We start from the raw sequence: 25,412 nt of genomic DNA on the forward strand, positions 1-25,412 counted from the left end.
ATCTAGTATTCGTCTCTGATTCGTGGATCGAGTATTCCGTACACGATGTCGGCGAGCAAGTTCGCGAGCACGATGACGGTACCGGTCAGCAGTGTGATGATCAAGATGAGGTTGATCTCTCTGAGCTGAATCGCCTGAATGAGCTCCCTGCCGAGACCGGGCCAGCCGAACACCACCTCGACGACGACCGAACCGGAGACGAGGCTCGCGGTCAGGAACGCGGCGACCGTCGTGACCGAGATGAGCGAGTTCCGCAGGACGTGTTTCAGGAAGACGGTCCGCTGGGGGAGCCCCTTCGCTCGCGCAGCGGTCACGTACTCCTTGTTGAGTTCCTCGGCCATCGACGTCCGCATGATACGCATCAGATTCGCCGACGCTGCCGTCCCGATCGTGATCCCCGGAAGGATCAACCACCAGAGCATCTCTCTCGAAAGGAGGGCGGTCTGGGGGTCGAGCGTCGGGAACCAGTCGAGGTAGACGGCGAAAAACGCCATCAGCATCAGGCCAAGCCAGAAGTTCGGGATCGAGATTCCCGAGAGGGCGAAGACACGGCTGATGTCGTCACCGAGTTGGTCCTTGTTGATGGCGGCGTAGATCCCGCCAGGGATGGCGATCAGAACGGCAAACACCCAGCCGAACGCCCCGAGGAGGAGTGTTTCGGGAAGGCGGGCCCAGACGATCGCACTGGCGTCGCGACTTTCGGAGAACACCTCACCGAAGTCGCCGGTCAGGACGCCAGTCAACCAGTCGAGATACTGGACCCAGATCGGATCGTGAAATCCGTACTCCTGACGGAGTCGGGTGGCTTCTCCCGGTGGGACGTTGGGATTTGCGTTGACCATTTGATCGACCACGTCACCGGGCGCAAGATGCATGAGCCCGAACGTTATCACTGAAACACCGAACAGTACTGGAATGGATGACAGTATTCTTCTCAGAATGAACTTTTGCAAACTCATACCTTGGAAAGATGTGGAACTCGGGCCGCGTTACCGATCGAGATAGATGAGCTGTTCGTCTGCTGGGTTGTAGAGCGCGTAGGTCAGGATCGCCTGGGTCTGCGGGTGGACGTTGAATCCGACGACCTCGTTGCTGGTCGTCCCCGTGTTCAGCGAGTAGTCGACGATCACGTTCGCGCTCATGTCGACGACCTCGGGCCAGAACTCGTCGTACGCCTGGCGGCGAGTGTCGGGGTCCTCGGCCACGTCGACGCCGAACCGACAGCTCTCCATCTGATCGATGAACTCGTCAGGGAACGTCCCTTCCGGGAAGAAGAAGTTACAGCACCCGTTGTGCATCATCGGGTGGTGAAGCACCTGGTGGAATCCGTGCGGATCCGGCGTCCCTGCAAGTCCGATGACGGCAGGGGCGTTGCGCTCGGCGCTATCGTGGCGAGCCCCATCCTCGTAGAGCTCTCCGGTCCAGTCACCGAGTGCAGCCGGCGTCTCGAGTTCGGCCTCGAACAGACCGCTCTCGTTGAGCTGGTCCACGACGAGTTCCATCTTGTCGATTCGCTCGTCGTCGTCGGAGTTGGTCTCGATGGTGACCTCGACCGGCCTTTCGACGTCCGCTTCGTCGAGGAGTGCTTCGGCTTCGTCCGGATCTGGCTCGACGTTGTAGGCCCAGTCCTGGGACTCGAGTTCCTCGTAGTCCATGGCGGTACCCATATCGCTTGCCGGCTCCGGAATCGGTGCGCGTGCTGGGTCACCCCAGCCCTGTTCGACGAGGTCGACGATCTGCTGGCGCGGGATGAGCGCACTCACTGCCTGACGGACCTCCCGCTCGGCGAACGCGCCACCTTCGTCGGTGTCCTCCATGGGGAACTGCATGAACTTGAACCCGAACGCCGGATTCGCGGAGACGACGAAGTCCTCGGAGGCGTGGAAGTTGTTTCGGGCCTCCGATGGCAGTTCGTACGCGATGTCGACGTCGCCGTCCTCGAGTGCGTTACTCCGACCGGCGCTGTCGTCGACGAACCGAATGTTGATCTCGTCGATGACGGGAGCCTCCGGGAAGTCCGAAGGACCGTCGTACCACGGAATGTTCTCGAGGCCGACCTCTTCGACCCAGTAGTTGTCGGTCCGCTCGAGCAGGAGTTGCGATCCTTCCTCGAACTCTGCGATCTCGTATGGACCCGTCCCGATCGGGACCATGTCCTCGTCGTCTCGTGGGTCCAGATCACCGGCAGCAACGTCGAAGTGTTCGGACGGGAAGATGTACGATGGCAGCTCGAGGAACGCGGCGGCGTCTGCTTCCTGGGCGTAGAGTTCGAACGTGTACCCGTCGTCGCCGTCGGGCGCTCTGGCGTGCAGGAAGCTGTCGAACATCTGTCCCTCGTTGTCGGAGCCAACGTACCGATCGTAGGAGCGGACGATGTTCTCTGCGGTCAGCTCTTCGCCATTGTGGAACTCGATACCTTCGTGGAGTCGGCCCTCGATCCGGATACCGAACGTTCCGTCGTCGACGGCGTCGGCAGCCTCGTCACGGGTCAGCACGCGCATTGGCTCGCCTTCCTCCGGTTCGTCGTCCGGATGCTGCATCAGGACGAGGTTGTTATCGTCGAGGGAGTCACTGAAGAACGCAACCCCGTCTTCGACGCTGTCGGGCTCCATCTCGACCATGTACTCCTCGTAGTCTTCGACGCTGACGTCGTTCGCCTCGTCTGGCTCGTACTCCGCTGCCATCCACGTATTGGTTTCACCAGTACCGTCCGTCGTGGTCAGTCCGTCGTAGACGGCTTCGAAGACGACCGTGTCCTCTGCCGCGGTACTCTGAGCGATGTCGTAGTCGGAGATGCTGTCGCGCGGAATGGCGAACTCGAGTCGGCCACCCTCCTGAACGGCGTCGAGGTCGACCGTGTTTCGGTCGAGGGCAGTCGAGACATCGATTTCTTCGTCCCCGTTCTCACCACCCATACAGCCTGCGAGACCGATTGCACCGGTGGCAGCGATACCTTGAAGAAGCCGTCGTCGATCGAGATTCGTTGTGTTACTCTTTGACATGATTTGTATTGGTTATCGGTTGAATGTCCTTCCCCTTGTCAGACGTGTCTTCGAACGGATGGCGACTGGGTCGACGTGAGTAACCCCACTTTTCCCGTCGCCGTGTCACGTTCATGCGACACTATACCAACCATATCTAAGCGGCAGTATAAATAAGTTAGTATTTTCTATTCACATTATTGGTGTGACAATAGTGGGTTGGGAATATCTATGGCGCATGAATAGACGATCATCTAACTTCAGCCGATAATAGTGGACTAACTTTGTATGATGGTTTCCGCAATCCGATGGACATTCCCATACAAAAATAATCAATTGTGTAGTATAGCAGTGGACAGTTCTTCCTGTGCGGGTAACCCAACTTTGAAACGAGTAACCCCGTATCGTACCGTTTCCTGCTGATTGGGAGCGAACGCAGTCACTCTCGAAATCGGGTTCCTGGCCGGTAGTATCGTTTCAGAATTCAGTGCCAACAGGTAACCGTGAAGTGTCCAATCCGAATCAGCAACTCGTCAGAGCAACGTCTCTCGTCATCGCGAAACTGCGTCGCTATTTCGAACGGACGTCACCCGGAATTGTCGTTCGAACCAAAACGATAGCGGGAGGTAGATTTGAACTACGCAAAGACGGACCTGCTCGCTACGCTCGCAGGTTGCGACTTTTCTCGTTCAAATCTACGCGGCGTATTTTGACGAATTACGGACTCACTCCTCACTATGCTCGTCGTTCGTCGTCGAATTCGTCAAAAGTAGCGGGAGGTAGATTTGAACTACCGATCTGCGGGTTATGAGCCCGCCGGAATCTCCTGGCTATCCCATCCCGCTACCTGTTCATAACCGAGTGGACTAGTTAAGGATTGTGATTCCCCTGCCGTGTGCGGATTCCTCACGTTACTCCCGGTGAACCTTCCACGTGAAGAGGCTCTCGAAGGTGTAATTGACGAAAAAGCCGACGCCGATACCGATCACGTTCGCGAGCAGATACCAGACGGCGAAAAACTCTATCAGCGCCGTATACACGCCGAGCGTGACGAGAAACCCGCCAAACCGAACCGTGTAGGACCGGCCGAGTCGTCTCCCCAGTGCTCGAGGCGACATCGCGCCGAACGTCGAGAACGTCCAGGACTCGTTGATCGCGAAGATGACCGCGATCGCGATCACCCAGGCGACGACCTTGGCAGGGACGAAGCCGACGCCACCGAACTCGACCAGCAGGAGAAGCACGCCGTTGTCGACGGCGGCACCGACGGCTCCGACGCCGGCAAACTGGCTGAACCGGGTTACCGAAACGAGCGCGCGAACCCGCGTCCGGACGGCCTCGAGGAGCGACTCAGTCATCGTCTACGTCTCGCTCCAGTTCGGTGTCGATACCGAGTCGTTCGAGTATCGTCGGCTCCGTTTTCCGTCTCCCGAGCGTCGTGTCGCCGCTGTCCCCGGTAACCTGTTTCGCGCGATTACGTGCGCGGACGGCCCCGCGTGCGAGCTCGAGTGGCGTTTCGACAGACGAGACGGTCGAATCGGGGGCATCAGCCCACGTCACGGGGACTTCGTCGATCCGATAGCCGAGGGCGTCGACGACGGCGAGCAGTTCGACGTCCCAGGCGAACCCGTGTTCGTGGAGGTGGGGGCAGGCGTCGGCCCAGGCGACCTCGTCGATCGCCTTTGCGCCACACTGGTAATCCGACACCGAGACTGCGAGCAGGCGTCGAGCGAGCCAGGCGAACCCGTCCCCGAGACGTTCACGCAGTACTGACTGACTGCTCAAGACGTCGGCCTCGGGGTGGCGACGGGAACCGACCGCGAGATCCGTCTTTCCAGTACGAACGCGGTCGACGATCGTCGCGACCGACTCGACTGCCGTGCTCCCGTCCGCGTCGGCGAACGCCCTGACGTCGGTCTCGAGCGCACAAAACCCGGCCGTCACCGCGGCTCCCTTCCCGCGACGCCTGTCGACGGCGTTGATCGTCGCGGGGAGCGCCTCGAGTTGCTCGACGGTCTCGTCCGCCGGATCGTCGAGTTCGATTCTGATCGTTTCGGGCTCGAGTCGCTCCTCGAGATCGAGTACGTACGCACGGAGAGCATCGACGTTCGGGCGGAACGCCGGAACGACGAGGCCAATCGTCCGGCTCATTGTGGAGAAGGTTCGCCCGATACCTCAAAAGCGTGCTGAAAAATTCGAGACAGTTACACGGCGAGGTCGCCTTTCGCTCGGACGACCTGGATCTCTTCGGCGTCGACGCGCTCGACGTCGAGGAAGTGGGGAACGTAGTTTCGCTTCTCGTAGTCCTCGTACTCGGACTGGTCGCCGACGGTACACCACAGCTGGACCTCCTCGGGGCCGTGCCACTCGCCGTTGCGGTTGATGCCGAAACAGACCAGTTCCTCCCCGCCGTGTTCGACGATGGCTCCCTTCCGGATTCCGGGGTCCCCGTGAATGATGAGCTGCTTCATATCTCGGCGTTCGTCGGAGGGACGATTAAACGCTTCGGACACGTGTAGTAGCCACTGCAAGTCAATGGACACCTGATCGTACGACCGCTGTACGATCAGTATGTGAATAGTTGCAGTGGTTACTATAATGAGAACGCTTGCACGTCGGTTCGAAGACGTGAAACTGCATTGAGGAAAGCCGCCGACGGCGACGACGAACCAAACGGGTTTTAAACGGCCCCGTCTTAGCCCACGGCAAGTGAGATAACCATGCAGATGCCACGCCGATTCAATACGTACTGCCCGCATTGTAACGAACACCACGAACACGAAGTCGAGAAGTCGCGAACGGGCGCTTCGACCGGAATGAAGAAGGTCGCGGACCGCCAGCGCAAGCGCCAGACCTCGAGCATCGGTAACTCCGGTAAGTTCTCGAAGGTCCCCAGTGGCGAGAAGCCGACCAAGAAGACCGACCTCAAGTACCGCTGCAGCGAGTGTGGCAAGGCCCACCTCCGCAAGGGATGGCGCGCCGGCCGACTCGAGTTCCAGGAGTGATTACGATGGCAGGAAACTTCTACAGCGTCAAATGCAGCGACTGTGAGAACGAACAGGTCGTCTTCGGCAAAGCCTCCACGGAGGTCGCCTGCGCCGTCTGCGGGACGACGCTGGCCCGACCGACCGGTGGCAAAGCCGAGATCGACCACGAGATAGTCGAAACGGTCGAATCACGATGAAATACAGCGGCTGGCCCGACCCCGGCGAACTCGTCGTCGGCAAGATCGACGAGATCGAAGACTTCGGCGTCTTCGTCGATCTCGAGGAGTACGAGGACAAGCGCGGCCTCATCCACATCTCCGAGGTCGCCAGCGGATGGATCAAGAACGTCCGCGACCACGTCCGCGAGGGCCAGATCGTCGTCTGTAAGGTCCTGGACGTCGACGAGGAGTCCCAGCAGATCGACCTCTCGCTGAAAGACGTCAACGACCACCAGCGCTCCGAGAAGATCCAGCAGTGGAAAAACGAGCAGAAAGCCGACAACTGGATGGAACTCGCGCTGGGCGAGGAAACCGACGACGAGGTCTACACAGAGGTCGCGAACGAACTGATCGCCGCCCACGGTAGCCTCTATCAGGGCTTCAAGCAGGCCGCGATCCACGGCGAGGAGGCCCTCGAAGAGACCGATCTCTCGGCCGACAACCTCGACGCCATCGTCGAGACGGCCCGCGAGAACGTTTCGGTGCCGTACGTCAACGTCACCGGCTACGTCGACCTCGAGAATCCGTCGCCGTCCGGCGTCGACGGCATCCGTGAGGCGCTCGAGGCTGCGGAAGGGAACGGCGAAGTGCCCGACGAAGTCGACCTCGAGGTCAGCTACGTCGGCGCGCCCGAGTACCGCATCGAGGTGCAGGCGCCCAACTACAAGACCGCCGAGTCTCAACTCGAGGAAAGCGCCGAGCGCGCGGTCGCCGCCATCGAGGACCACGACGGCGAGGGCGAGTACCACCGCGAGCGTCGCACCGACGACGAATGAAATCCGACATCCGGGTGTGTTCGGCGTGGCGCAAGCGACACGACCGCCCGGTGTATACCCTTTCTGCGGACTGTCCGGAGTGTGGTGCCGACGCCGAGAACAGCGCGCCCGCGCCGTTCGATCCCGAGGACCCGTACGGCGAGTACCGACGGTCTCTTAAACGTCGCAATCGCTGATACGGGTATGGACGAACTCGAGATCGACGCGGTCGCGGAGGCACAACTGGACGATCCAGTACTCGTCGAGGGGCTGCCGGGCGTCGGTCACGTCGGCAAACTCGCGGTCGACCACCTGCTCGAGGAACTCGAGGGGGACAGCACGCTCGTTCGTCGCATTTACTCTCGGGAGTTTCCGCCGCAGGTGACCGTCGAGGACGGCGTCTCGGAGTTGACCTGTGCGGAGCTCCACGCCGTCTCCGTTCCCGAGGGTCGTGACCTGCTCCTGTTGACGGGCGACCATCAGGCACAGACCAACGACGGCCACTACCTGCTGACGACGGCGTTTCTGGACATCGCCGAGGAGTTCGGCGCGTCGGAGGTGTTCGCGCTCGGTGGCGTCCCAACCGGCGAACTCATCGACGAGTACGCGGTCGTCGGTGCCGTCAGCGACGAATCCATGTGCGAGACGTTCGAGGACGCCGGTGTCGAGTTCCGCGAGGACGAACCAGCGGGCGGCATCGTCGGCGTCTCCGGGCTGCTGCTGGGCCTCGGCGAACGCCGCGGCTTCGAGGCGGCCTGTCTGATGGGCGAGACCAGCGGCTACCTCGTCGATCCGAAAAGCGCCCGTGCGGTACTCGAGGTACTCGAAGACCTCCTTGGGTTCGAACTCGACTACGAGACCCTGGACGAACGGGCTGATGAGATGGAAGACGTCATCGGAAAGATCCAGGAGATGGAACAACAACAGCAACAACAGCAGATGCCGACGGACGACGACCTGCGGTACATCGGTTGAATACGGTAAATCAACGCAGCGTCGTTCGTTCACGGACCGGGCTCGATTCACCGGTCGCCGTTTCCAAAATAGTGTTGTAGTTACAGGTTCGATGTGACAGCGTGACGCTGACACCGGACCGATGGCTCCAGATTCGTATTGCCGCGGCGCTCGTGCTGGTCGTGGGGGTCAACGTGTTCGTCCTCTCGGTACTTGCCTGGAGCACCCTGCAGGTACTGTCCGCAAGCGGTCGGTCGATACCTGTCGAGTCCGGTCTCCCGCTTACCGCTGGGGCAGTACTACTCGGTGCGATCGCTCTCGTTGCCGTCCAGGCACGATACGGACCGAAGACCGTCGTCTCCGGACTCGAACACGAAACGGTCGACGGCGATGGTCCACGTAACGTCGGTGCACGGATTCGGAGGCTGTCGAAGCAGGCAGACGTCCCAGTCCCGTCAGTTGCCGTTGCCGACCACGACGAACCGAACTGCTTGACCGTCGGCACGCAACGGTCTCCGACGATCGTGGTCACGACAGGGTTGTTCGAGGCCCTCGACGACGACGAACTCGACGCGGCACTGGCTCACGAAATCGCTCACCTCGTGAATCACGATCTCACGGTCGTAAGCGTCGTTGCCTCGGTCGTTGCGATCGGTGATCGGTTGCTCGAGCGGGAACGAGCGCTTCGAGGATTGCTCGTAACGATCGTCGCAGTCGTCGCGTACACCTTCGGTGCACTGTGGATCGTGCCGTACCTCGCCGTCGTCGGGGTTTTGCTGTTGGTCCTTCTCGTCGGTCCGTATCTCGTGATCGCGACGGTCTTTCTCGTCGTGAGCGCCGTCGCTCGGCTGTTGCTCGGGGTGAACGCGATCACGCTCGGCCTGTTCGCGAAGACCCGCGAGTACGCCGCCGATCGTGGTGCGAGTCGGTTAACCGGTGATCCGGCTGCGATGGCGAGTGCGCTCGAAACGCTCGAGGAAAACAGTCGTCCGGAACGGGACCTACGTCTAGACGCGAGCGCGACGCTCGGAATCATCCCGCAGTCGCTTTCGGCCGAGCAACCGGACGACGAGACGGACGACGAGGCGGAAGGGTGGTTCGAACGCTGGTTCGTGAGCCAGTTTCGAACGTGGTACGAGAACCTCTCGGAATTTCGACTCGAGGAACGGTTCGGTGGCGAGGTCTCCGAGGGAGAATCCGAGGAACGGCAGTGGCAGAAAGCGGAGAGACAGCGTGCCCGCGGTCACGACTCTGCGGACGACGTCGACGGTGACGGACAGTCCTGGATCGTCGATCCGTTCGTAGACCACGTCGTCTCTCCGATCCGGCTCCGGATCCGTCGAGTGTTACAGTGGCGTCCGTCGACACATCCCGCGACCGAAGCGCGGATCGAACAGTTGCGGACGCTCGAGCGTCGTCAACGCGATTGATCGGGTTTTCCGAACGAGAGACGTGGGTTCATGAAGGGAGGGATTCGGTCTGGCAAACGAGTTACGGACGAAATTCGCGACTGAGTCGGACCCGTACGAACAGTTCTCGAGAACGTTGGCCGAGGCGTTTTTGGCGACGTTAAGCTTCGAGCACTTCGTAAGAGACGTCTGCGTCCCGCAGCGTGTCGGTGACCCGTCCGGTGGCGTCGGCGGTCGTGACGGCGACGACCTCGAGGCCGCGTTCGGCGGCCGCGGCAGCGACGTCGCCGACGGCGAAGCTGGCGGCTGGCTCGGTATCGGCTTCGCGACAGGTGACGACGGCTTCGACGCCCGTTGCGACGACGAGGTCGGCCTCATCACAGCGGTCCGAGACGTTCTCGAGGTCGGCCGCTCGGCTGCCGCCGCTTCTGACGGCGGGGATCTGCAGGACGGTCACGGATCCGGGTTCGAGGTCGATGACGCCTTCGAAACTGGTGACGCCGACGTCGGTGCCGGCCTCGGCGTCGGTCGTGACGACGCCGGTTGCGCCCCCTTCGTTGCCCGGGGTCGCGTGGAGGAGGCCGTCCTCGATGGACAGGGAGACGATGTCGCCCTCCTCTACGTCGTCGGTCGCGATGGCGGCGTCTTCGCCCATCGCGCCGAGGACGTCCTCGGTGACGTGATTTGCGAACCGCCGGACGTCGCCGGCGGCCTGAAAGAGCCAGTCGACGCCTTCTTTGGTGACGCGATAGCGGGACCGGCCTTCTTTCTCGACGAGGCCGTCGTCGACGAGTTCGCGGATGTACTCGCTGACCGCCTGACTCGTGACGCCGACTTCCTCGGCGATCTCTCCCTGGCTGACTGCAGGCTGTCGCTCGGCGATCTGGACGAGGATCCGGAACCGCGTCGCAGCCCGCTTGTTGTCGAGGACGTCGACCATGGACGATCTTTCTCGACCGTGGCAAAAAAGATACGCGGTCCCGACTTACTCAGTACCCGAGAGAGATTCTCGATCTCGACAGATGAAAATTGAACCAAAAAGTAATCAGAAACCTGTCACTGGCCGGGACCGAACAGACTAATTAGGCCCCGAGACAGTTTCGAATCATGAACGATCGTTACGACGTGGTGATCGCTGGTGCCGGCCCCGCAGGTGGCCAGTGTGCTCGAGACCTCGCAGCGAGAGGATACGACGTCGTCGTCCTCGAGACCGAGGCTGAAGACGAGTTCCCGCGCCAGAGCAACAAGTCGACGGCAGGTACGTTCCCGTCGATGATGGCCTCCTTCGGCGTTCCGGACGACGTGGTAATGCAGTACACCGACAGCGTCGTCCTCGAGTCGCCGACCGACTACTACGTTCGGGACCAGCCCGGTGCTGTCCTCGAGTTCGCTGACTTCAAGCGCTTCCTCGTCGAGGACAGTCGCGAAGACGGTGCGGAGTACCGGTTCGACGCGCGTGTCACCGGTCCGATCATGGAAAACGGCGAGATCGTCGGCGTCGAGTACAACGGCGACGAGGAAGTCTACGGCGAGATCGTTATCGACGCGACCGGTCCGAGCGCGCCGCTGGCCAAGAAACTCGGCGTTAGCGACCTGGAACGCGAGAATCACGCCATCGGCATCGAGTACGAGTTCGAGGGGATCGACGTCGATCGCCCCGGGTTCGCGGATCTGCACGACGCGATGATGCTGCGACTCGACCACGAGATCGCACCCGGTGGCTACTCCTGGATCTTCCACACCGGCGAGGACACCGCCAAGGTCGGCCTCTGTTACATCCAGAACGACTACCACAAGCAGTACGCCAAGGACGGCTACACGATCGACGACTACCTCGAGCACTGGCTCGAGACCGATCCGCGGTTCGACGACGCCGAACCCATCGAGGGCAAACAACACCGCGGCTCGGCACACATCCAGATGCCCGGCAAGATGCACACCGACCGGTTCATGGCCATCGGCGACACCGTACCGACGGTCGACCCGCTGTGGGGAGAGGGGATCCACACCTGCATGAAATCGGGCCGGGCGGCCGCTGCCACGGCCGACAGCTGTCTCAAACACGGCGGCCTCGAGCCGAACGCGGAGAACCTGGAGGTCTACGAGACCCTGTGGCACCGCGACGTCGCGCCGAACGTACGCAACCGACAGCTGATGACGAAACTGCTGTATCTCGCCGAAAACGAGCGGTACGACGAGCTGATGGCGGACCTGAACCGGCTCGACGACGACACGCTCGCGAAGGCAAACAACGGGAACTTCCGTGCGATCAGGAAACTGCTCGGCGTCCGTGACGTCCCGATGCTCGCGAAGTTTGCGAAACGAGAACTCCTGTAGAAACTACTTGTCCTCTAACGGTCGTCCGTCGATCCGTTTCGCGCCCTCCGAATCGTGGACGACCACCTCGCCCGGGTCGGGACCGGCTGGCTCGTAGCTGTCCCGGACGGCGATCGCTTCCTCGAGTTCTCTGACGGCACGCTCTTTCAGCGCGCGTGCGAGTTCCTCCGCATCCTCACGAGAGATGTCTCGCCCGAGTCCCTCGCACTCGTGAGCGCGCACGATGCCGGCTTCGTCTACTGCCTCGCCCATCGGCTGGCTGGTGCCCGCGAGCGCGACGCTGAACGGGTACGTTCGACAGATCAGCGGGCGGTCGTCGTGGGCGACGCAGGCTCCCATCCCGTCGTCGGTTTCCTCGTAGAAGACGCAGTCGCCACAGCCGTCGGTCTGGAGCGCCCACTCGAACGTTTCGCCCGATAAGCCTTCGTCGGTCTCCTCGAGGCCGTACGGCATCGGCCGGGCGACGTCGCGCCAGTCGCGCTCCTCGGTCGACGGAACCGTGTCGCTCTCCCCGTCGGCCGACTCGAGGTCGCGCACCTCGTCGGGAAACACCGTCGCAGTGTGTTCGTCCTCGCCGTGACCCGTACAGCAGGCACCACAGCGCGTACACTCGAAGCCGATCGACTCGATCGCGTCCGCGAGGTCGGCGACCGAGAGGTCGCGGGCCTGCTCGAGTTCCTCCTCGAGGGATTGCACGGCTGTACCTACGTCCCGGCGGGGAAAAGTCAGTCGCTCTCGCGGTCGAGTGCTATCGTTCCGCGCGGAGACAGACCGACCTCGACGGCCGGTGGCGGAGTTCGCGCGCGAGGTCCGGATAGTCGCGCTGGAACTCCTCGGTCGGCTCCGGTTCGACGAGTTCGGAGAGGTCGAACCCGGCGGCGAGCAGCGGATCGAGCAACGCGTGGAGAGGACGTCGGTAGTACGTTCCCGGGTTCTCGCTGTCGGGTCCTCCCCAGTGAACTTCGAACCGTTCCGTCTCGTGATACGCGGGTTTCTCCCGGTCGGCGACGACGTGTGGATCGAGGTCCATCTCGAGTGCGTCGGTCGTGTTCGGATACTCGCGGTCACGGACGATCAGGAAGTCGTGGAACGGATGGTGGGTCGAGACCACAAGCGTCCCGCCCGGGCGGAGCACGCGAGCGAACTCCGAGAGCGGCGTCTCGAGCGACAGGAGGTGTGAAAACACGTGCTGGCAGAGCACGACGTCGACGGAATCGTCCTCGATAGCGGGGAGCGGTTCGGAGAGGTCCGCACGACGAAACTCGACGTCGTCGCCGTACCGGTCGCGGGCGACCCGAACCATCTCCTGGCTCGCGTCGATACCGAGCACGTCTCCACCCCGGTCAGCGAGAAGGGAGGCGTAGTAGCCGTCGCCACACCCGGCGTCGAGGACGCGTTTCCCGGATAGCGACGGGAGCAAGGAGTCGATAGCTGGGAAGAGAATTCGTTCTTTCGTCGGTCCGCGCGTTATCGCTTCCCAGTTGGACGCAAGTTCGTCGTAGTGGCGCGTGATCGACCGCTGATCGTCGTCCATACGGTACTGTCGATGGCGGGACGGAATACCGAACGGATACTCACAATTACTGACGTTTTCCGGTCGCCGGACGCGCACGCTCGCCGTCCCACTCGAGTCGCCCTTCCACGTCGAGTTTTTCGAGGTGTGCGACGGCCGTCGCCCGCGCGAGGTCACGGACACCGGTCAGATCCTTCTCGTAGGCCGACTCGAGGATCTCCTCGAGCGTTTGAGCGCCGTCGTCGACGGCCTCGCGGATGCGCTGTTCGCGTCGCGCCCGATGGTCGAGCAGGCGCTCGATGGTCTCCCGTGGCGAGACGATTTCGGGGCCGTGGCCCGGATACAGCGACGGCGGATCGATTGCCCACAGCCGACGGAGCGTCGTCACGTACGCGCGCATATCTCCCTCGGGTGCGCCGACGACGACGCTTCCCTCCTGGACTGCACAGTCGCCACAGAGGATCGGTCCGTCGTGGCCGGCCTCGAGTGCGACGTGGTCGGGCGCGTGACCTGGGGCATCGAGGATCCGTACCCGGTCGTCGCCGAGGGGAATCTCCGTTCCCGGACCGAACTCGCGGTCCGGAACGGAGTCGGTCGCTTCTCGGAATCGGTCGGCGTGACCTGTTCGAGCCCAGACGGTGGCCCCAGTTTCGGCGGCGTAGTGTGTGACTGCGCCGACGTGATCCGGATGAGTGTGGGTAACCAGTACGTGTTCGACGGTCCGGTCTCCGACGATGTCGTCGAGTTCGTCGGTTCGAGCGGCTGGATCGACGAGCATCGCGGTCCCGGTTCCGAGCACGTAAGCGTTCGTATCACCGGTCGGTGCCCGCGTTCCAGTCGGGACGACGCAGCGAGCCACGTCCATAACTCGAGATGACGGGGGATCGAAGAAGTGCGTGTCGTAATGGCGCAATCGACCGTGGCGGTCGTGGTCGACTCAGTACTTCAGGAAGTAAACCTGCTTGCGCGCATCACGGAAACTGTATCGGGAATCGACGAGTCCGACGTCCTCGAGGCGGTTGAGCGCGTAGCGGACGGTGCGGTCGGGCAGCAGCGACTCCTCGGCGAGCTGTCCCTGCGAGAGCGGGGAGTCGGTCTCGAGGACTTTCGCGACCAGTTTCGCGCTCGGTGGCAGGTCACGCAGGCGGTCGCGGTACTCCTCTTCGGTCAGCGTCTGTTCGGTCGCTCCACCACGATCCTCAGTGGTACTCGTGCTCATAACACTTCCAGTGAAGTCGCCGCTGGTAAACCTTCCCTATATGTAGATAGGAACAATGTAGTTTGTATAAGTTATATAAACACATATTTATCTCGGCCGTACATCCGGGAAAACCGGCCTGAGTAACCTCCATCGGCCCTGTCTCGTGGTTTTCGCACATATCGAGAGGTGGTGATCGTACTGGACAGACTCCAGTATCGTTTTATTGTCCGCCCACTGTAGTTGCGCCCAGTGTGAAAGGACAGGAGTGGTACCAGGCCGACGACGTCGCCGAGGAGTACGACGACAAGCGATTCTCCAAGGGTGGTCAGCTGATCGACCGTCGGGAGAAAGAGGCGGTCCTCGAGGCGATCATGCCCGTCGAGGACCGGAACGTCCTCGAAATCGCCTGTGGTACCGGGCGATTTACCGTCATGCTCGCCGAGCAGGGAGCAGACGTCGTTGGACTCGACATTTCGGCGGCAATGCTACAGCAGGGACGACAGAAAGCAAAAGACGCCGACCCCGAGGGACAACTCGAGTTCCTCCGGGGTGACGCGGGACGACTTCCCTTCCCGGACGATCACTTCGACACCGTCATCGCGATGCGGTTTTTCCACCTCGCGGACGACCCCGAAGCGTTCCTCCGGGAGATGCGTCGCGTCTCGCGCGATCAGATCGTCTTCGACACGTTCAACCGCTTCAGCGCCCGCAGCGTCTACAACTGGGCGCTGCCGATGGGGTCGCGACTCTACTCGAAGAGCGAAGTCTCGGAGTTGCTCGCGAAGACGGACCTGACGCTGGTCGACGTCGAAGACGATTTCCTCGCCCCGTACGGACTCTACCGATCGATTCCGAACGGACTCGCGAACCCGATCCGGCAGATCGACGAGGCCGTCGGCGGGAACTCGGTAACCGACCACCTCGCGTCGGTTTCCTACTGGAATACGCGGCTCCGCTGACCCCGCCGCGACGTTTTTTGCGATCGACTGCCGATAGTCGTTTTCGTTGCTCGAAACGAGACACTGATCTAACAAATTCGGTGAACGATCGGTTCGAGAGGGTGAATTTGGCCGTCTGGCGTGGCCGTCCCATTTTTATTACCGGAGAGTTTACGAGCGGGTATGGAGCTCTCGGCAGTCGTCTCGACGCTCAACGACCGAGAGCGACTGCTGTCGTGTCTCGACGCCCTCGAGAAGCGGACGCCACCGTCGACGGAAATTATCGTCGTCAACGGTCCGTCCTCCGACGGGACCAGTGGGGTCGTCCGCGAGCGAGATGACGTCGACGTCCTCGTCGAAATCTCCGAGCGCAACCCGAACGTCTCCCGGAACGCCGGTCTGGGCGTCGCTTCCGGTGACGTCGTCGCGTTTCTCGACGGCGAGTACGCCGTCGAAGCCGGCTGGCACAGCGCCATCGAACGAACGCTCGAGAACGGTGCGGACGTCGTCACCGGGCCGGTGACCGGCGAAGACAGGTTCGGCGGCGCCGATCCTCGCCGACCCCGGACCGTCGCCGGGCGAGACGTGACGCTCTTCGACGGCGACAACGTCGCGTTCGATCGAACCGTGCTCAAGGCACTCGACGGCTTCGACGAGTACCTCGAGGTCGGTGGCGCACGGGACTGTGCCCACCGCGTTGCGGGACTGGGATTCGAGGTCGACTGGGCGATGGAGATGGCGGTCTGTCGCGAGGTGGGAACCGACGGCGGGCGGACCGATCCCGCCTTCGATCCAGCAGCCGACTGGGGGGCGGTCTACCGATCGCTGGCCTATCGTCTCGCGAAAAACTACGGGCCGCGACCGAACGTCGTCGTCCGGACGGTCGGGAGTGCGCTCCGCGACGGGGTCGGCACCGTTCGCGAAGTCGTCTCCGGCGACGAGACACCCACGGACTGGCTGTCGAACGGGACCGACGTCGCCGCCAACGCCGGCAGCGGGCTACGTGATGGAATCCGAGCCCGCTACAGCGACCGGTCGGCTCAGCGCAATCCGTACGGCCTCTCGGCCAGACACGACCGGGCAGTGCGGATGTACGACCGGCGATAGCGCGACTGTTCTTTTCACTCCGGGTCGAACCCGCCAGCGAGAGCGTCCAGTCCGAACAGGGCGACGGCGCCGACGATCGCCCAGCCACCGGTCAGCAGGACGATATCGGTCGTCCAGGCGTAGACTTCGCCGACGTTGTGAAGCGGTGCCGGAACCGATCCGGCGATCAGTCCGACCAGGAAAAGCAGCGTTAGCTCCCGCCGGTAATCGAGGGCTCGACGGACGATTCTCGCGATCGTTACGAGTCCGAGGAACCCACCCGTGACGAACAGGACGACCGTCGTTCCGGGGCCGATCACGCCCTCGAGCGTCCCGTTCCCCGATACGAGCGCTCCGAGGGAGCCGAGAAACGCCGTCAGTTGATCCGAGAGGAAGACGTACTGGCCGAGCAGGATCAGGATGAGCGCGCCGGAGATGCCCGGCAGGATCATCGCGCTGATCGCTAGCGCGCCCGAGAGGAAGATCAGGAGTGCACCGCTGCCCGGCAGTTCGACGACGCCACTGGCGACGAGCAACGCGAGTACGGTACCGGCGCTGGCTGCGAGAGCGTGCTGGAGGGAGCGAAACGGCAGGCTCCGGAAGAGGACGACCGCGGACGCGGCGATCAGCCCCGTAAAGAAGCCGAAGAGCGCAATGGGGTTCGACTCCGCGAGTGCGGAGACCGCACCGGCGATGAGCGCGACGGCCGTCACCATCCCGACGCCGAGCGGCAGCAGGAACTGCAGATCCATCTCGAGCAGGGCCTCTCGCGCTCGCGTTCGACGGTCCGGATCGTATCCCCGGAGGACGTCGAGGCCACGTCTCGGCGTCAGGGACGTAATGGCTGCGATCAGCCGACCGTAGAAGCCAAGCAGCAGGGCGACGGTGCCGCCGGAGACGCCGGGGAGCGCGTCGGCCGTCCCCATACAGAGCCCGTAGGTGTACACCTTGAGTAACTCGAGTCGGTCGACGACTCGACCGTCCAGGTTATACCCCATTCTCGGCCCCGCTTGTTCGTCGGTCGGTCGTCCTCGAGAGCGCCGACTCGAGGTTCCGTCTCGCGTCCATATCTATCGGATGGCGGGGCAGTGGCATAAATGGACAGACTCCCTGCACGGAACGAAGATTCGGGACGGACGCGGCGTCGAGCCGGTCACTGCCAGCTCGTCGCGTCCGGTGACAGCACGTCGATCACGCGACACGCGTTCTTCGAGAAGATCCGCCGGAGCAAGTCCTCGGAGACGTCGAGAGTGAGCGTCTCCATGACGGCGACGTTCGGGTGGCTTGCCGGTGCACCGCTGCCGAACAGGACTCGATCGGGGTGTTCGAGTACGGCTCGCTCGAGGACGTCGCGATAGCGGACGAAACTCGTCTCGAGGTAACAGTCGTCGTACTTTTCGAGGAGGTCGACCATCGTATGCATGAGTTTGCGGTCGAGCGGGTGCCCGCCGAAGTGAGCGACGATCACGGGGAACTCGCGGCCGAGCAGGGCGTCGGCCAGCGCGTTCGGCGGTGCGTCGGCACCCCCGTGAACGACCAGCGGGAGTCCGACGTCCTCGAGGGTCTCGAGGAGGTCCTCGTCGGGGTAGTCGTCGACCGTGGGGTCGAGGACGAAGCCGTGAAATCGGTCGTCGTAGGCGTACATTTCGACGTCTTCCGGCGTGGTGTGGTCGTCCGTTGGCCGGTTGACGGCGTTTCGAAGGCGGCCAGTCGTAGTGTGTTCCGAGTGTCGGGTTCCTCTGATCCGGGCGAACGCGACGAACGGCCGATCGACGCTGTGACGAGCGACGCCGTTGTTCGGTGCGACGTAGCTCGTCTCGCGTCTGGCAGGCGGGAAGACGATCGACCGCGTGATCCCCGCCTGGTGCATCTCACGCTCGAGTCGATCGGGCGTAATCGTCCGTCCCGGTCTCCGGGTTCGGGATTCCCCTTCCCGTTCGTCGAGCGCCAGCGTGGTGTAGACGTCGACGACCCGAAACCCGTGTTCCAGTTCCAGCATCCCACTGGGTCGTTGTAGGCCGATCCATATTTTGGTACCGGCTTCTCGCTCGCGCTGCCGTGGCGACGATTCACACGACAATCGCAAGACGGAGTGGCTCCGGTAGGGAAACGCTTATATAGAAGTGCTGACGACATAGTTACTGAGGCTTCAACTATGGCACAACAGGGACGCATGGGCGGACAGCCTATGTTCATCATGAGCGAGGACAGCCAGCGAACCCAGGGCCGGGACGCCCAGTCGTCCAACATCATGGCCGGCAAAGCAGTCGCCGAGTCGGTACGGACGACGCTTGGCCCCCGTGGGATGGACAAGATGCTCGTCGACTCCAGCGGGGAGGTCGTCATCACGAACGACGGGGCGACCATCCTCGACGAGATGGACATCGAGCATCCCGCGGCCCAGATGATCGTCGAAGTCGCCGAAACCCAGGAGGAAGAGGTCGGCGACGGCACGACGACTGCGGGCGTGATCGCTGGCAACCTGCTCGGTGAAGCCGAGGACCTGATCGAGCAGGACGTCCACGCGACGACGATCGTCGAAGGCTACCACGAGGCCGCTCGCATCGCTCTCGAGGCGATCGACGAGCAGGTCCAGGAGGCCGAGGTCGACGACGACGTGCTCAAACAGGTCGCCGAATCCAGCATGACCGGCAAGGGTACCGGCGGCCTGACCGCCGAGTCGCTGGCCGAGACGGTCGTCGAGGCCGTCCGCCACGTCGAGAGTGACGACGGCGTCGCCCGCGACAACGTCACCGTTCACACCCAGATCGGTGCGTCCTCGAACGCGACCGAACTCGTCCCCGGCATCGTCGTCGACGAGGATCCCGCCCACGACGGCATGCCCGACGAGGTCGAGGACGCCTCGATCGCGATCCTCGACGTCGAACTCGACGTCCGCACCGGCGACGTCGACGCCGAGTACGCCATCGACTCGATCGACCAGCTCAACGCCGCTATCGACGCTGAAGAGAGCGAACTGCAGGGCTACGCCGAGACCATCGCCGAGAGCGGTGCCGACGTCGTCTTCACGACCGACGACGTCGCCGACCGCGTCGCCGCCGCGCTCGCTCGAGAGGACGTCCTCGTCTTCGACAGCCTGAGCGACAGCGACGCCAAGGACATCGCCTCCGCGACCGGTGCCCGCCGCGTCGGAGCCCTCGACGACCTCGAGGAGGAAGACTTCGGCGAGGCCGACCGCGTTCGCTCGGAGAACTTCGGTGACGACGACCTCGCGTTCGTCGAGGGTGGCGCGGCTGCCGAGGCCGTCACCGTCTTCGTCCGCGGTGGCACCGAACACGTCGTCGACGAACTCGAGCGCGCCATCGGTGACGCTCTGGACGTCGCTGCGACGGCGCTCGAGTCCGGCGAAGTCGTCCCCGGCGCCGGCGCGACCGAGATCGCAATCGCGGACAAGGTCCGCCAGGAGGCCGCCGGTATCGAGGGCCGCAAGCAGCTGGCCGTCGACGCCTTCGCGGACGCAATCGACGTCGTCCCGCGAACGCTGGCCGCGAACACCGGCCGTGACCCCATCGACTCGCTCGTGGACCTCCGTGCCGCCCACGAGTCCGAGGGCCGTGCCGGTCTGATCACCAGCGGCGAGGAAGTCACCATCGACGATCCGTTCGAGTACGGCGTCGTCGACCCGGCTGACGTCAAGCGCGAGGCCATCGAGAGCGCGACCGAAGCCGCGACGATGATCGCGCGCATCGACGACGTCATCGCTGCCGAGTAACGCGATTCGTTCTCCGTTTTTCTTCGGCGCTCGATAGGCTCCCTCGGTAATTGGCCAGTAGTGTTAAGTGTTAACATGCGAGTCTGTCGATTATGTCCGGATCAGCACCCGCGGATCGACTGACCCCGATCGACGACACTGCCGGACGAACCATCTACTACGACAGCGACAGCGAAACCTATCACACGTGGTGTGTAGATGGGGAGTACGAGCCGGCGACCACGGCGGTCCTCATGGCCGTTACGTCGATCCGTGGCGTCGGTCCGGACGAACTCGAGGCGCTCTCGGAGCGTGTCGATCCGGACGCGCTGAACACGCTGGTCACACACTGGCAAGCGGACAGCCGAACGGTCGAGGGAGAACTCTCGTTTCCGTTCGCCGGTTGTTCGGTGACTGTTCGGTCGAACGGCGAAATCGTCATCGAACCTGACGGCGTTCCGACCCAAAAGTAGTTACGTTCCCTCGAGAACCACGCCATCGCCGACCTCGAGTCCGAACGCCTCGTCCCCTCGTCCCTGATTGACGTCGAGTTCGACGTAGCTGTGGCTCCCGACGGTCACGAGTCGCTCGCCGACGGAAACCGCCGCGAAGGTGTCGCCGACCGGCACCGTCTCGCCGCCAACGTCGACCTGCTCCCGGCCCTCGAGGAAGCTTCCGGGAACGTTCGTGATCGCGTTCCCGAAGTCGTCGACGACAAGCACTTCTCCGGTCGCGCGGTCGCCGTCGACGGTCGCTGCGGGCAACTCGCAGTCGACGGTCGCCTCGACGTCGACCGGGGAGAGGGACTCGAGCGAGTCGAGGTCCTCGAGGCCGGTTTCGTGGACGTCGGCGGCCGTCGGTGCGAAGACGTCCCGGCCGTGGAACGTGTTGCTCGCGGGTCCGTCGGTCGTCTCCGGCGTCCAGCCGGTCGAGGCGGGAACGACCGATCCGATTTCGGTTTCGTCGACGACGTACGCCTCGAGCGCGCCGTCACTGGCGAGTCGTGGAGCGACCGGCCGGAGGACGCCGTTGTCGGGTCCGACGAGAACGTGCTCGCCAGCACGGACTACGAGCGCGTCCCGGTCGGTGCCGACGCCGGGGTCGACGACGACCAGATGCGTCGCGGGCGGATAGTACGGAAGCACTTCGCGGAGCCAGAACGCAGCGGCTCGGACGTCCTGCCGGGGGAAATCGTGGGCGACGTCGACCAGTCGTGCGTCGGTTCGCTGGAGGATCACTCCCTTCATCGCCGCTGGATACGGCGTTCCGAAGTCGGATGCGAGCGTGATCATGTGAGTTCGTACTGGCCGGTCGAGGAAAGGGAGTTCGGCACGGGTTCATACGGATTGCTGTACCGATTTACCGGCGCAACCGCCGCCTGGGTCGCGGTTGCGCCGGAAATGACTTCCAGTGAACCGTATCAGTGTGTGATCAGCCGCCGTTCGTGTCCGAGTCGCTCACCATCTGGATGCGTTCGATCCCGCCGATCTCTTCGACGACCTCGACGACGGGTGCCGGAACGAGCGACTCCCAGTCGCCGTCGTTTATCATCCGTTCGCGGACCTCAGACCCCTCGAGGACCTCGCGGTTGAACATCGGCGACTGGCGCACCTCGATGCCGGCCTCGCGAAACAGCTGGATGACGAGTGGGTTGTTCGAGTAGGCGACGTCGAAGTCGGGGCTCATGCTCTGGACGTGGCTCACCCACACCGAGTTGCGCTCGAGGTCCTCGATCGGGACGGCGTAGGTGACGAGGTCGCTGTCGACGAGGGACTTCGTGATCATCATGATCCGTTCGCCGGCAGTAAACGGGTTCCGGACGGTGTGTGAGTCGTCGGCGCTGCCGATTCCGAGAATCAGTTCGTCGACCTCGTCGGCGATCCGTTCGACCATGTTGTAGTGGCCGTCGTGAAACGGCTGGAACCGTCCGATGTAGAACCCCCGTGTCATGCCAGAAACTCTACCAGCGAGGCGCTTAAGCGTGGCGTGTTCTCTCTCGAATTTCCTCGAGTCGTCCGGGCTACGACCGGCGCAGCTCGTCACTGTCTCGTTCGATGAACGGTAATCTGTTTCCTGCTTTCGAGCGCTGTAGACGCCGTCTGCGGCCATCCACACCATCCTCCGCATGGAGAAAGTATATCAGTCCCAATCCCTTCGAATCAGGTACTGAACAGAGTTCTATGAGCAACGATACGAACGTTGACGACACTCCCGAGGATCCTTCCGAACCTGGCGACGCTCCCGACGAGGAACGGAGCCAGGCGGACCGCTCCCAGGACGAGGAGCCAGTCCGAGACGAAGGGCCACAGGGAGCACGGTCGCCGCTCGAGGAGGACGGTGACCGAACCGACGAGGACGCGACCGGCGTCGGGTCTGACTCGGAGTCGACCACCAACGACGAAGACGACATCGAGACCGTCGAGGATCTCGGTAGCACCGTCGACGTCGATCCGGGTGTCGAAATCGACGAGGAGAACGCCGAGGACGATCTGCTCGGCGGTCTCCAGATCGATTCGACGGACGACATCGAGGTACCCGACCGGCTCGTCGATCAGGTCATCGGTCAGGACGAGGCTCGGGACATCATTATCAAGGCAGCCAAGCAGCGTCGCCACGTGATGATGATCGGTTCGCCGGGGACCGGCAAGTCGATGCTGGCGAAGGCGATGAGCCAGCTGTTACCCCAGGAGGATCTGCAGGACGTTCTCGTCTACCACAACCCCGACGACGGGAACGCGCCGAAAGTTCGGACCGTTCCCGCCGGCAAGGGCGAACAGATCATCGACGCCCACAAGGAGGAAGCCCGGAAGCGCAACCAGATGCGGTCGATCCTGATGTGGATCATCATCGCGATCGTCATCGGGTACGCGCTCCTGGCGGCGAACATCCTGCTCGGTATCCTGGCAGCGGGTATTATCTGGCTGATCTTCCGGTACACCTCTCGCGGTACGGACGCGATGGTGCCGAACATGATCGTCGACAACGGCGATCAGCGACAGGCACCGTTCGAGGACGCAACGGGGGCTCACGCCGGTGCCCTGCTGGGCGACGTCCGCCACGACCCGTTCCAGTCCGGCGGCATGGAGACGCCGAGCCACGACCGGGTCGAACCGGGTTCGATCCACAAGTCCAACAAGGGCGTGCTGTTCGTCGACGAGATCAACACCCTGGACGTCCGTACCCAGCAGAAGCTGATGACGGCGATCCAGGAAGGCGAATTCTCCATCACCGGACAGAGCGAGCGCTCTTCGGGTGCGATGGTCCAGACCGAACCCGTTCCCTGTGACTTCGTGATGATCGCGGCAGGGAACTTAGACGCGATGGAAAACATGCACCCCGCACTCCGTAACCGCGTCAAAGGGTACGGATACGAGGTGTACATGGAGGATACCATCGAGGACACCCCCGAGATGCGCCGGAAGTACGCCCGGTTCGTCGCCCAGGAGGTCGAACGCGACGGCCGCCTGCCACACTTCACCGACGACGCCGTCGAGGAACTCATCCTCGAGGCGAAGCGTCGCTCGGGTCGGAAGAACCACCTGACGCTGCACTTCCGCAGCCTCGGTGGACTGGTCCGCGTCGCCGGCGACATCGCCCGCGCCGAGGACCGGGAGTACACCACCCGCGAAGACGTCCTCCAGGCAAAACAGCGCTCGCGGTCGATCGAACAGCAACTCGCAGACGACTACATCGAACGCCGCAAGGACTACGAACTGCAGGTCACCGACGAGGCCGTCGAAGGTCGCGTCAACGGCCTCGCAGTTATGGGTGAAGACTCCGGTATCATGCTTCCAGTGATGGCCGAAATCGCACCCGCCCAGGGTGGTGGCCAGGTGATCGCCACCGGTAAGCTTCAGGAGATGGCCGAGGAATCGGTCCAGAACGTCTCGGCGATCATCAAGAAGTTCTCCGACGTCGACCTCTCGGAGAAAGACATCCACATCCAGTTCGTCCAGGCCGGACAGCAGGGCGTCGACGGCGACTCCGCCTCCATCACCGTGGCGACCGCCGTCATCTCCGCGCTGGAGGACATCCCGGTCGACCAGTCGGTCGCGATGACCGGATCGCTCTCCGTCCGAGGAGACGTCCTGCCGGTCGGTGGCGTCACTCACAAGATCGAGGCCGCCGCGAAAGCCGGCTGTGACAAGGTCATCATCCCGAAGGCCAACGAGCAAGACGTGATGATCGAAGACGAGTACGAGGAGATGGTCGAGATCATCCCGTGTGCGAACATCAGCGAAGTGCTGGACGTCGCGCTGATGGGCGAACCGAAGAAGGACTCGCTGGTCGACCGACTCAAGTCGATCACCGGGACGGCGCTGGATCGACAGCAGGCCGTCAGCGGGTCGAACCCGAGCCCGCAGTAATCGATGGCTGACTGGGCGACGTTCGCCGGCATCACGGGCGTCGTCCTCGTTTTGTTGCTGGTTCTTTCACATCTGACTCAGTCGACGTTTTCCGACGACCCCGAAGCGACGGCATCGGACGACGACCCGCTCGAGAACTCGCGTTCCGACCTCGAGTCGGACCCGCTCGGCGTTTCGCAAGAATCTGGGCCGAACGTCGACGAGAGCGAGGCAGATTCCGCCGTCGACGTGGCCGCGTTGATGGAAGAAACCGACGAGAGCGATCAGCTCGACTCCGGACCTGACGAGGGTGAACGGCCCGACAAACCGAACCGTCCGGCCCACGGCGAGGTCGACCCCGCGTCGCTGTCGACGGGAGCTATCCTCGCGAACGTCGCGCTCTCACAGGGGATGTTCGCGCTCGTCCTGATCGGTGCGGCTATCTACACGGGACTCCCGGCCGAGGCGCTCGGCATCGAGTTCTCTCTGAGCTATCTCGAGACGGGCCTGCTCGTCGGTATCGGTGCTGGACTCGTCCTGTACGCCGCAAACGAGATCGGTGCGGCGACGGCGACCTGGTTCGGTTTCGATCACGACGAGCAGTTACGGGAACTGCTGGCTCCGGAGACGACTCGCGGGTGGGTCATCCTGCTGGTCGGCGTCCTGCCGATCATCGCCGTCTTCGAGGAACTACTCTTCCGTGCGGCGCTGATCGGCGCGCTCTCGATGGGCTTTGGCATCGATCCGTGGCTGCTCGCAGTCCTCTCGTCGATTGCCTTCGGCATCGGCCACGGGATGCAGGGATCGGTCGGCATCGTCGTCACGGGATTGCTCGGTTTCGTCCTCGCGACCGTGTTCATCTTCACCGGGAGCCTGCTCGTAGTCGTCGTCGCCCACTACCTCATCAACGCCCTCGAGTTTCTCGTCCACGAGGGGCTGGGACTCGAGTGGGCGGAAACCATTGAAAGCTAAGGG

General features: G+C 62.9%; 27 protein-coding genes and 1 tRNA gene. 13 read left to right on the forward strand and 15 right to left on the reverse strand.

The annotated features are described in order from the left end of the window. Positions 1–2: 2 nt before the first annotated feature. The 6 genes from BLR35_RS03065 to BLR35_RS03090 all read right to left on the reverse strand — a co-directional run bounded on the left by BLR35_RS03065 (position 3) and on the right by BLR35_RS03090 (position 5,452). On the reverse strand, positions 3–959 hold the full coding sequence (locus tag BLR35_RS03065; RefSeq protein ID WP_170830949.1) for an ABC transporter permease: 957 nt from the start codon (positions 957–959) through the stop codon (positions 3–5). Between the two features lie 30 nt (positions 960–989). Further along, positions 990–2,915 (reverse strand): ABC transporter substrate-binding protein, encoded by a 1,926-nt coding sequence (locus tag BLR35_RS03070; RefSeq protein ID WP_244510176.1) that lies wholly within the window; start codon positions 2,913–2,915, stop codon positions 990–992. Positions 2,916–3,751: 836 nt separating this feature from the next. After that, positions 3,752–3,826, reverse strand: a tRNA-Met gene (locus BLR35_RS03075). A 66-nt stretch (positions 3,827–3,892) separates the two neighbouring features. Further along, positions 3,893–4,339, reverse strand: coding sequence for a GtrA family protein (locus BLR35_RS03080; RefSeq protein ID WP_090377206.1), 447 nt, complete (start codon positions 4,337–4,339; stop codon positions 3,893–3,895). Further along, on the reverse strand, positions 4,332–5,132 hold the full coding sequence (locus BLR35_RS03085) for a glycosyltransferase (RefSeq protein WP_090377210.1): 801 nt from the start codon (positions 5,130–5,132) through the stop codon (positions 4,332–4,334). The genes BLR35_RS03080 and BLR35_RS03085 overlap by 8 nt, the downstream gene beginning before the upstream one ends. Before the next feature lie 53 nt (positions 5,133–5,185). Next, positions 5,186–5,452 (reverse strand): HAH_0734 family protein, encoded by a 267-nt coding sequence (locus BLR35_RS03090; RefSeq protein WP_090377213.1) that lies wholly within the window; start codon positions 5,450–5,452, stop codon positions 5,186–5,188. 249 nt (positions 5,453–5,701) lie between these two features. On the opposite strand from BLR35_RS03090, the gene BLR35_RS03095 reads away from it, so the two are divergent. From BLR35_RS03095 to BLR35_RS03120, 6 genes are all read left to right on the forward strand, one after another. Next, entirely contained in the window at positions 5,702–5,986 is a 285-nt protein-coding gene (locus BLR35_RS03095; RefSeq protein ID WP_090377216.1) for a 50S ribosomal protein L44e, read from the forward strand. Between the two features lie 5 nt (positions 5,987–5,991). Beyond that, complete coding sequence (locus BLR35_RS03100; RefSeq protein ID WP_090377219.1) at positions 5,992–6,165, forward strand: 30S ribosomal protein S27e; 174 nt, start codon at positions 5,992–5,994, stop codon at positions 6,163–6,165. Next, positions 6,162–6,962, forward strand: a complete 801-nt coding sequence (locus tag BLR35_RS03105; protein ID WP_090377222.1) for a translation initiation factor IF-2 subunit alpha — start codon at positions 6,162–6,164, stop codon at positions 6,960–6,962. Before BLR35_RS03100 ends, BLR35_RS03105 begins: the two co-directional genes overlap by 4 nt. After that, positions 6,959–7,138, forward strand: coding sequence for an RNA-protein complex protein Nop10 (locus BLR35_RS03110; RefSeq protein ID WP_090377225.1), 180 nt, complete (start codon positions 6,959–6,961; stop codon positions 7,136–7,138). The genes BLR35_RS03105 and BLR35_RS03110 overlap by 4 nt, the downstream gene beginning before the upstream one ends. 7 nt (positions 7,139–7,145) lie before the next feature. Beyond that, positions 7,146–7,916, forward strand: coding sequence for a proteasome assembly chaperone family protein (locus BLR35_RS03115; RefSeq protein WP_090377228.1), 771 nt, complete (start codon positions 7,146–7,148; stop codon positions 7,914–7,916). Between the two features lie 101 nt (positions 7,917–8,017). After that, positions 8,018–9,325 (forward strand): M48 family metallopeptidase, encoded by a 1,308-nt coding sequence (locus BLR35_RS03120; protein WP_090377231.1) that lies wholly within the window; start codon positions 8,018–8,020, stop codon positions 9,323–9,325. Between the two features lie 139 nt (positions 9,326–9,464). Here BLR35_RS03120 and BLR35_RS03125 read toward each other — a convergent pair whose 3' ends face one another. After that, positions 9,465–10,244: a DUF7839 domain-containing protein gene (locus BLR35_RS03125; RefSeq protein WP_090377234.1), complete on the reverse strand. Its 780-nt coding sequence runs from the start codon at positions 10,242–10,244 to the stop codon at positions 9,465–9,467. A 167-nt stretch (positions 10,245–10,411) separates the two neighbouring features. On the opposite strand from BLR35_RS03125, the gene BLR35_RS03130 reads away from it, so the two are divergent. Further along, positions 10,412–11,641, forward strand: a complete 1,230-nt coding sequence (locus BLR35_RS03130) for a digeranylgeranylglycerophospholipid reductase (RefSeq protein ID WP_090377237.1) — start codon at positions 10,412–10,414, stop codon at positions 11,639–11,641. 3 nt (positions 11,642–11,644) lie between these two features. Here BLR35_RS03130 and BLR35_RS03135 read toward each other — a convergent pair whose 3' ends face one another. The 4 genes from BLR35_RS03135 to BLR35_RS03150 all read right to left on the reverse strand — a co-directional run bounded on the left by BLR35_RS03135 (position 11,645) and on the right by BLR35_RS03150 (position 14,373). After that, positions 11,645–12,337, reverse strand: a complete 693-nt coding sequence (locus tag BLR35_RS03135) for a YkgJ family cysteine cluster protein (RefSeq protein ID WP_090377240.1) — start codon at positions 12,335–12,337, stop codon at positions 11,645–11,647. Positions 12,338–12,389: 52 nt separating this feature from the next. After that, positions 12,390–13,175: a class I SAM-dependent methyltransferase gene (locus BLR35_RS03140; RefSeq protein ID WP_090377243.1), complete on the reverse strand. Its 786-nt coding sequence runs from the start codon at positions 13,173–13,175 to the stop codon at positions 12,390–12,392. 46 nt (positions 13,176–13,221) lie between these two features. Further along, a complete protein-coding gene (locus tag BLR35_RS03145) occupies positions 13,222–14,019 on the reverse strand; it encodes an MBL fold metallo-hydrolase (RefSeq protein WP_090377246.1) in 798 nt (265 codons plus the stop codon). 72 nt (positions 14,020–14,091) lie between these two features. Next, entirely contained in the window at positions 14,092–14,373 is a 282-nt protein-coding gene (locus BLR35_RS03150; RefSeq protein ID WP_090377248.1) for a MarR family transcriptional regulator, read from the reverse strand. A 233-nt stretch (positions 14,374–14,606) separates the two neighbouring features. Here BLR35_RS03150 and BLR35_RS03155 point away from each other — a divergent pair, with 233 nt between their 5' ends. Continuing rightward, on the forward strand, positions 14,607–15,314 hold the full coding sequence (locus tag BLR35_RS03155) for a class I SAM-dependent methyltransferase (RefSeq protein ID WP_090377251.1): 708 nt from the start codon (positions 14,607–14,609) through the stop codon (positions 15,312–15,314). Positions 15,315–15,476: 162 nt separating this feature from the next. Further along, positions 15,477–16,400 carry a glycosyltransferase family 2 protein gene (locus BLR35_RS03160; RefSeq protein ID WP_090377254.1) on the forward strand — a complete coding sequence of 308 codons (924 nt, stop codon included), beginning with the start codon at positions 15,477–15,479 and terminating at the stop codon, positions 16,398–16,400. A 14-nt stretch (positions 16,401–16,414) separates the two neighbouring features. Here the strand turns inward: BLR35_RS03160 and BLR35_RS03165 are convergent, their stop codons facing one another. Both BLR35_RS03165 and BLR35_RS03170 read right to left on the reverse strand, forming a co-directional pair. Beyond that, positions 16,415–17,377 (reverse strand): DUF368 domain-containing protein, encoded by a 963-nt coding sequence (locus tag BLR35_RS03165; RefSeq protein WP_090377257.1) that lies wholly within the window; start codon positions 17,375–17,377, stop codon positions 16,415–16,417. 155 nt (positions 17,378–17,532) lie between these two features. Beyond that, positions 17,533–18,378 (reverse strand): amidohydrolase family protein, encoded by an 846-nt coding sequence (locus tag BLR35_RS03170; protein WP_090377260.1) that lies wholly within the window; start codon positions 18,376–18,378, stop codon positions 17,533–17,535. A gap of 189 nt (positions 18,379–18,567) precedes the next feature. On the opposite strand from BLR35_RS03170, the gene thsA reads away from it, so the two are divergent. Together thsA and BLR35_RS03180 are read left to right on the forward strand one after the other, a co-directional pair. Next, positions 18,568–20,112 carry a thermosome subunit alpha gene (thsA, locus tag BLR35_RS03175; RefSeq protein WP_090377263.1) on the forward strand — a complete coding sequence of 515 codons (1,545 nt, stop codon included), beginning with the start codon at positions 18,568–18,570 and terminating at the stop codon, positions 20,110–20,112. Positions 20,113–20,204: 92 nt separating this feature from the next. Next, positions 20,205–20,564, forward strand: a complete 360-nt coding sequence (locus tag BLR35_RS03180) for a HalOD1 output domain-containing protein (protein ID WP_090377266.1) — start codon at positions 20,205–20,207, stop codon at positions 20,562–20,564. On the opposite strand, the gene BLR35_RS03185 is transcribed toward BLR35_RS03180, so the two are convergent. Then, the gene (locus BLR35_RS03185) at positions 20,565–21,383 is read right to left on the reverse strand and encodes an SAM hydrolase/SAM-dependent halogenase family protein (protein WP_090377269.1); all 819 of its coding nucleotides are present in this window, start codon (positions 21,381–21,383) and stop codon (positions 20,565–20,567) included. It lies immediately after the preceding gene. A gap of 139 nt (positions 21,384–21,522) precedes the next feature. Beyond that, the gene (locus tag BLR35_RS03190; RefSeq protein WP_090377273.1) at positions 21,523–22,041 is read right to left on the reverse strand and encodes a nicotinamide-nucleotide adenylyltransferase; all 519 of its coding nucleotides are present in this window, start codon (positions 22,039–22,041) and stop codon (positions 21,523–21,525) included. A 230-nt stretch (positions 22,042–22,271) separates the two neighbouring features. Here BLR35_RS03190 and lonB point away from each other — a divergent pair, with 230 nt between their 5' ends. Continuing rightward, complete coding sequence (gene lonB, locus BLR35_RS03195) at positions 22,272–24,458, forward strand: ATP-dependent protease LonB (RefSeq protein ID WP_090377276.1); 2,187 nt, start codon at positions 22,272–22,274, stop codon at positions 24,456–24,458. A gap of 3 nt (positions 24,459–24,461) precedes the next feature. Further along, positions 24,462–25,409 carry a CPBP family intramembrane glutamic endopeptidase gene (locus tag BLR35_RS03200; RefSeq protein WP_090377282.1) on the forward strand — a complete coding sequence of 316 codons (948 nt, stop codon included), beginning with the start codon at positions 24,462–24,464 and terminating at the stop codon, positions 25,407–25,409. Positions 25,410–25,412 lie beyond the last annotated feature (3 nt).

Origin of the sequence: Natronobacterium texcoconense, assembly GCF_900104065.1 — an archaeon.
GTDB lineage: Archaea > Halobacteriota > Halobacteria > Halobacteriales > Natrialbaceae > Natronobacterium > Natronobacterium texcoconense.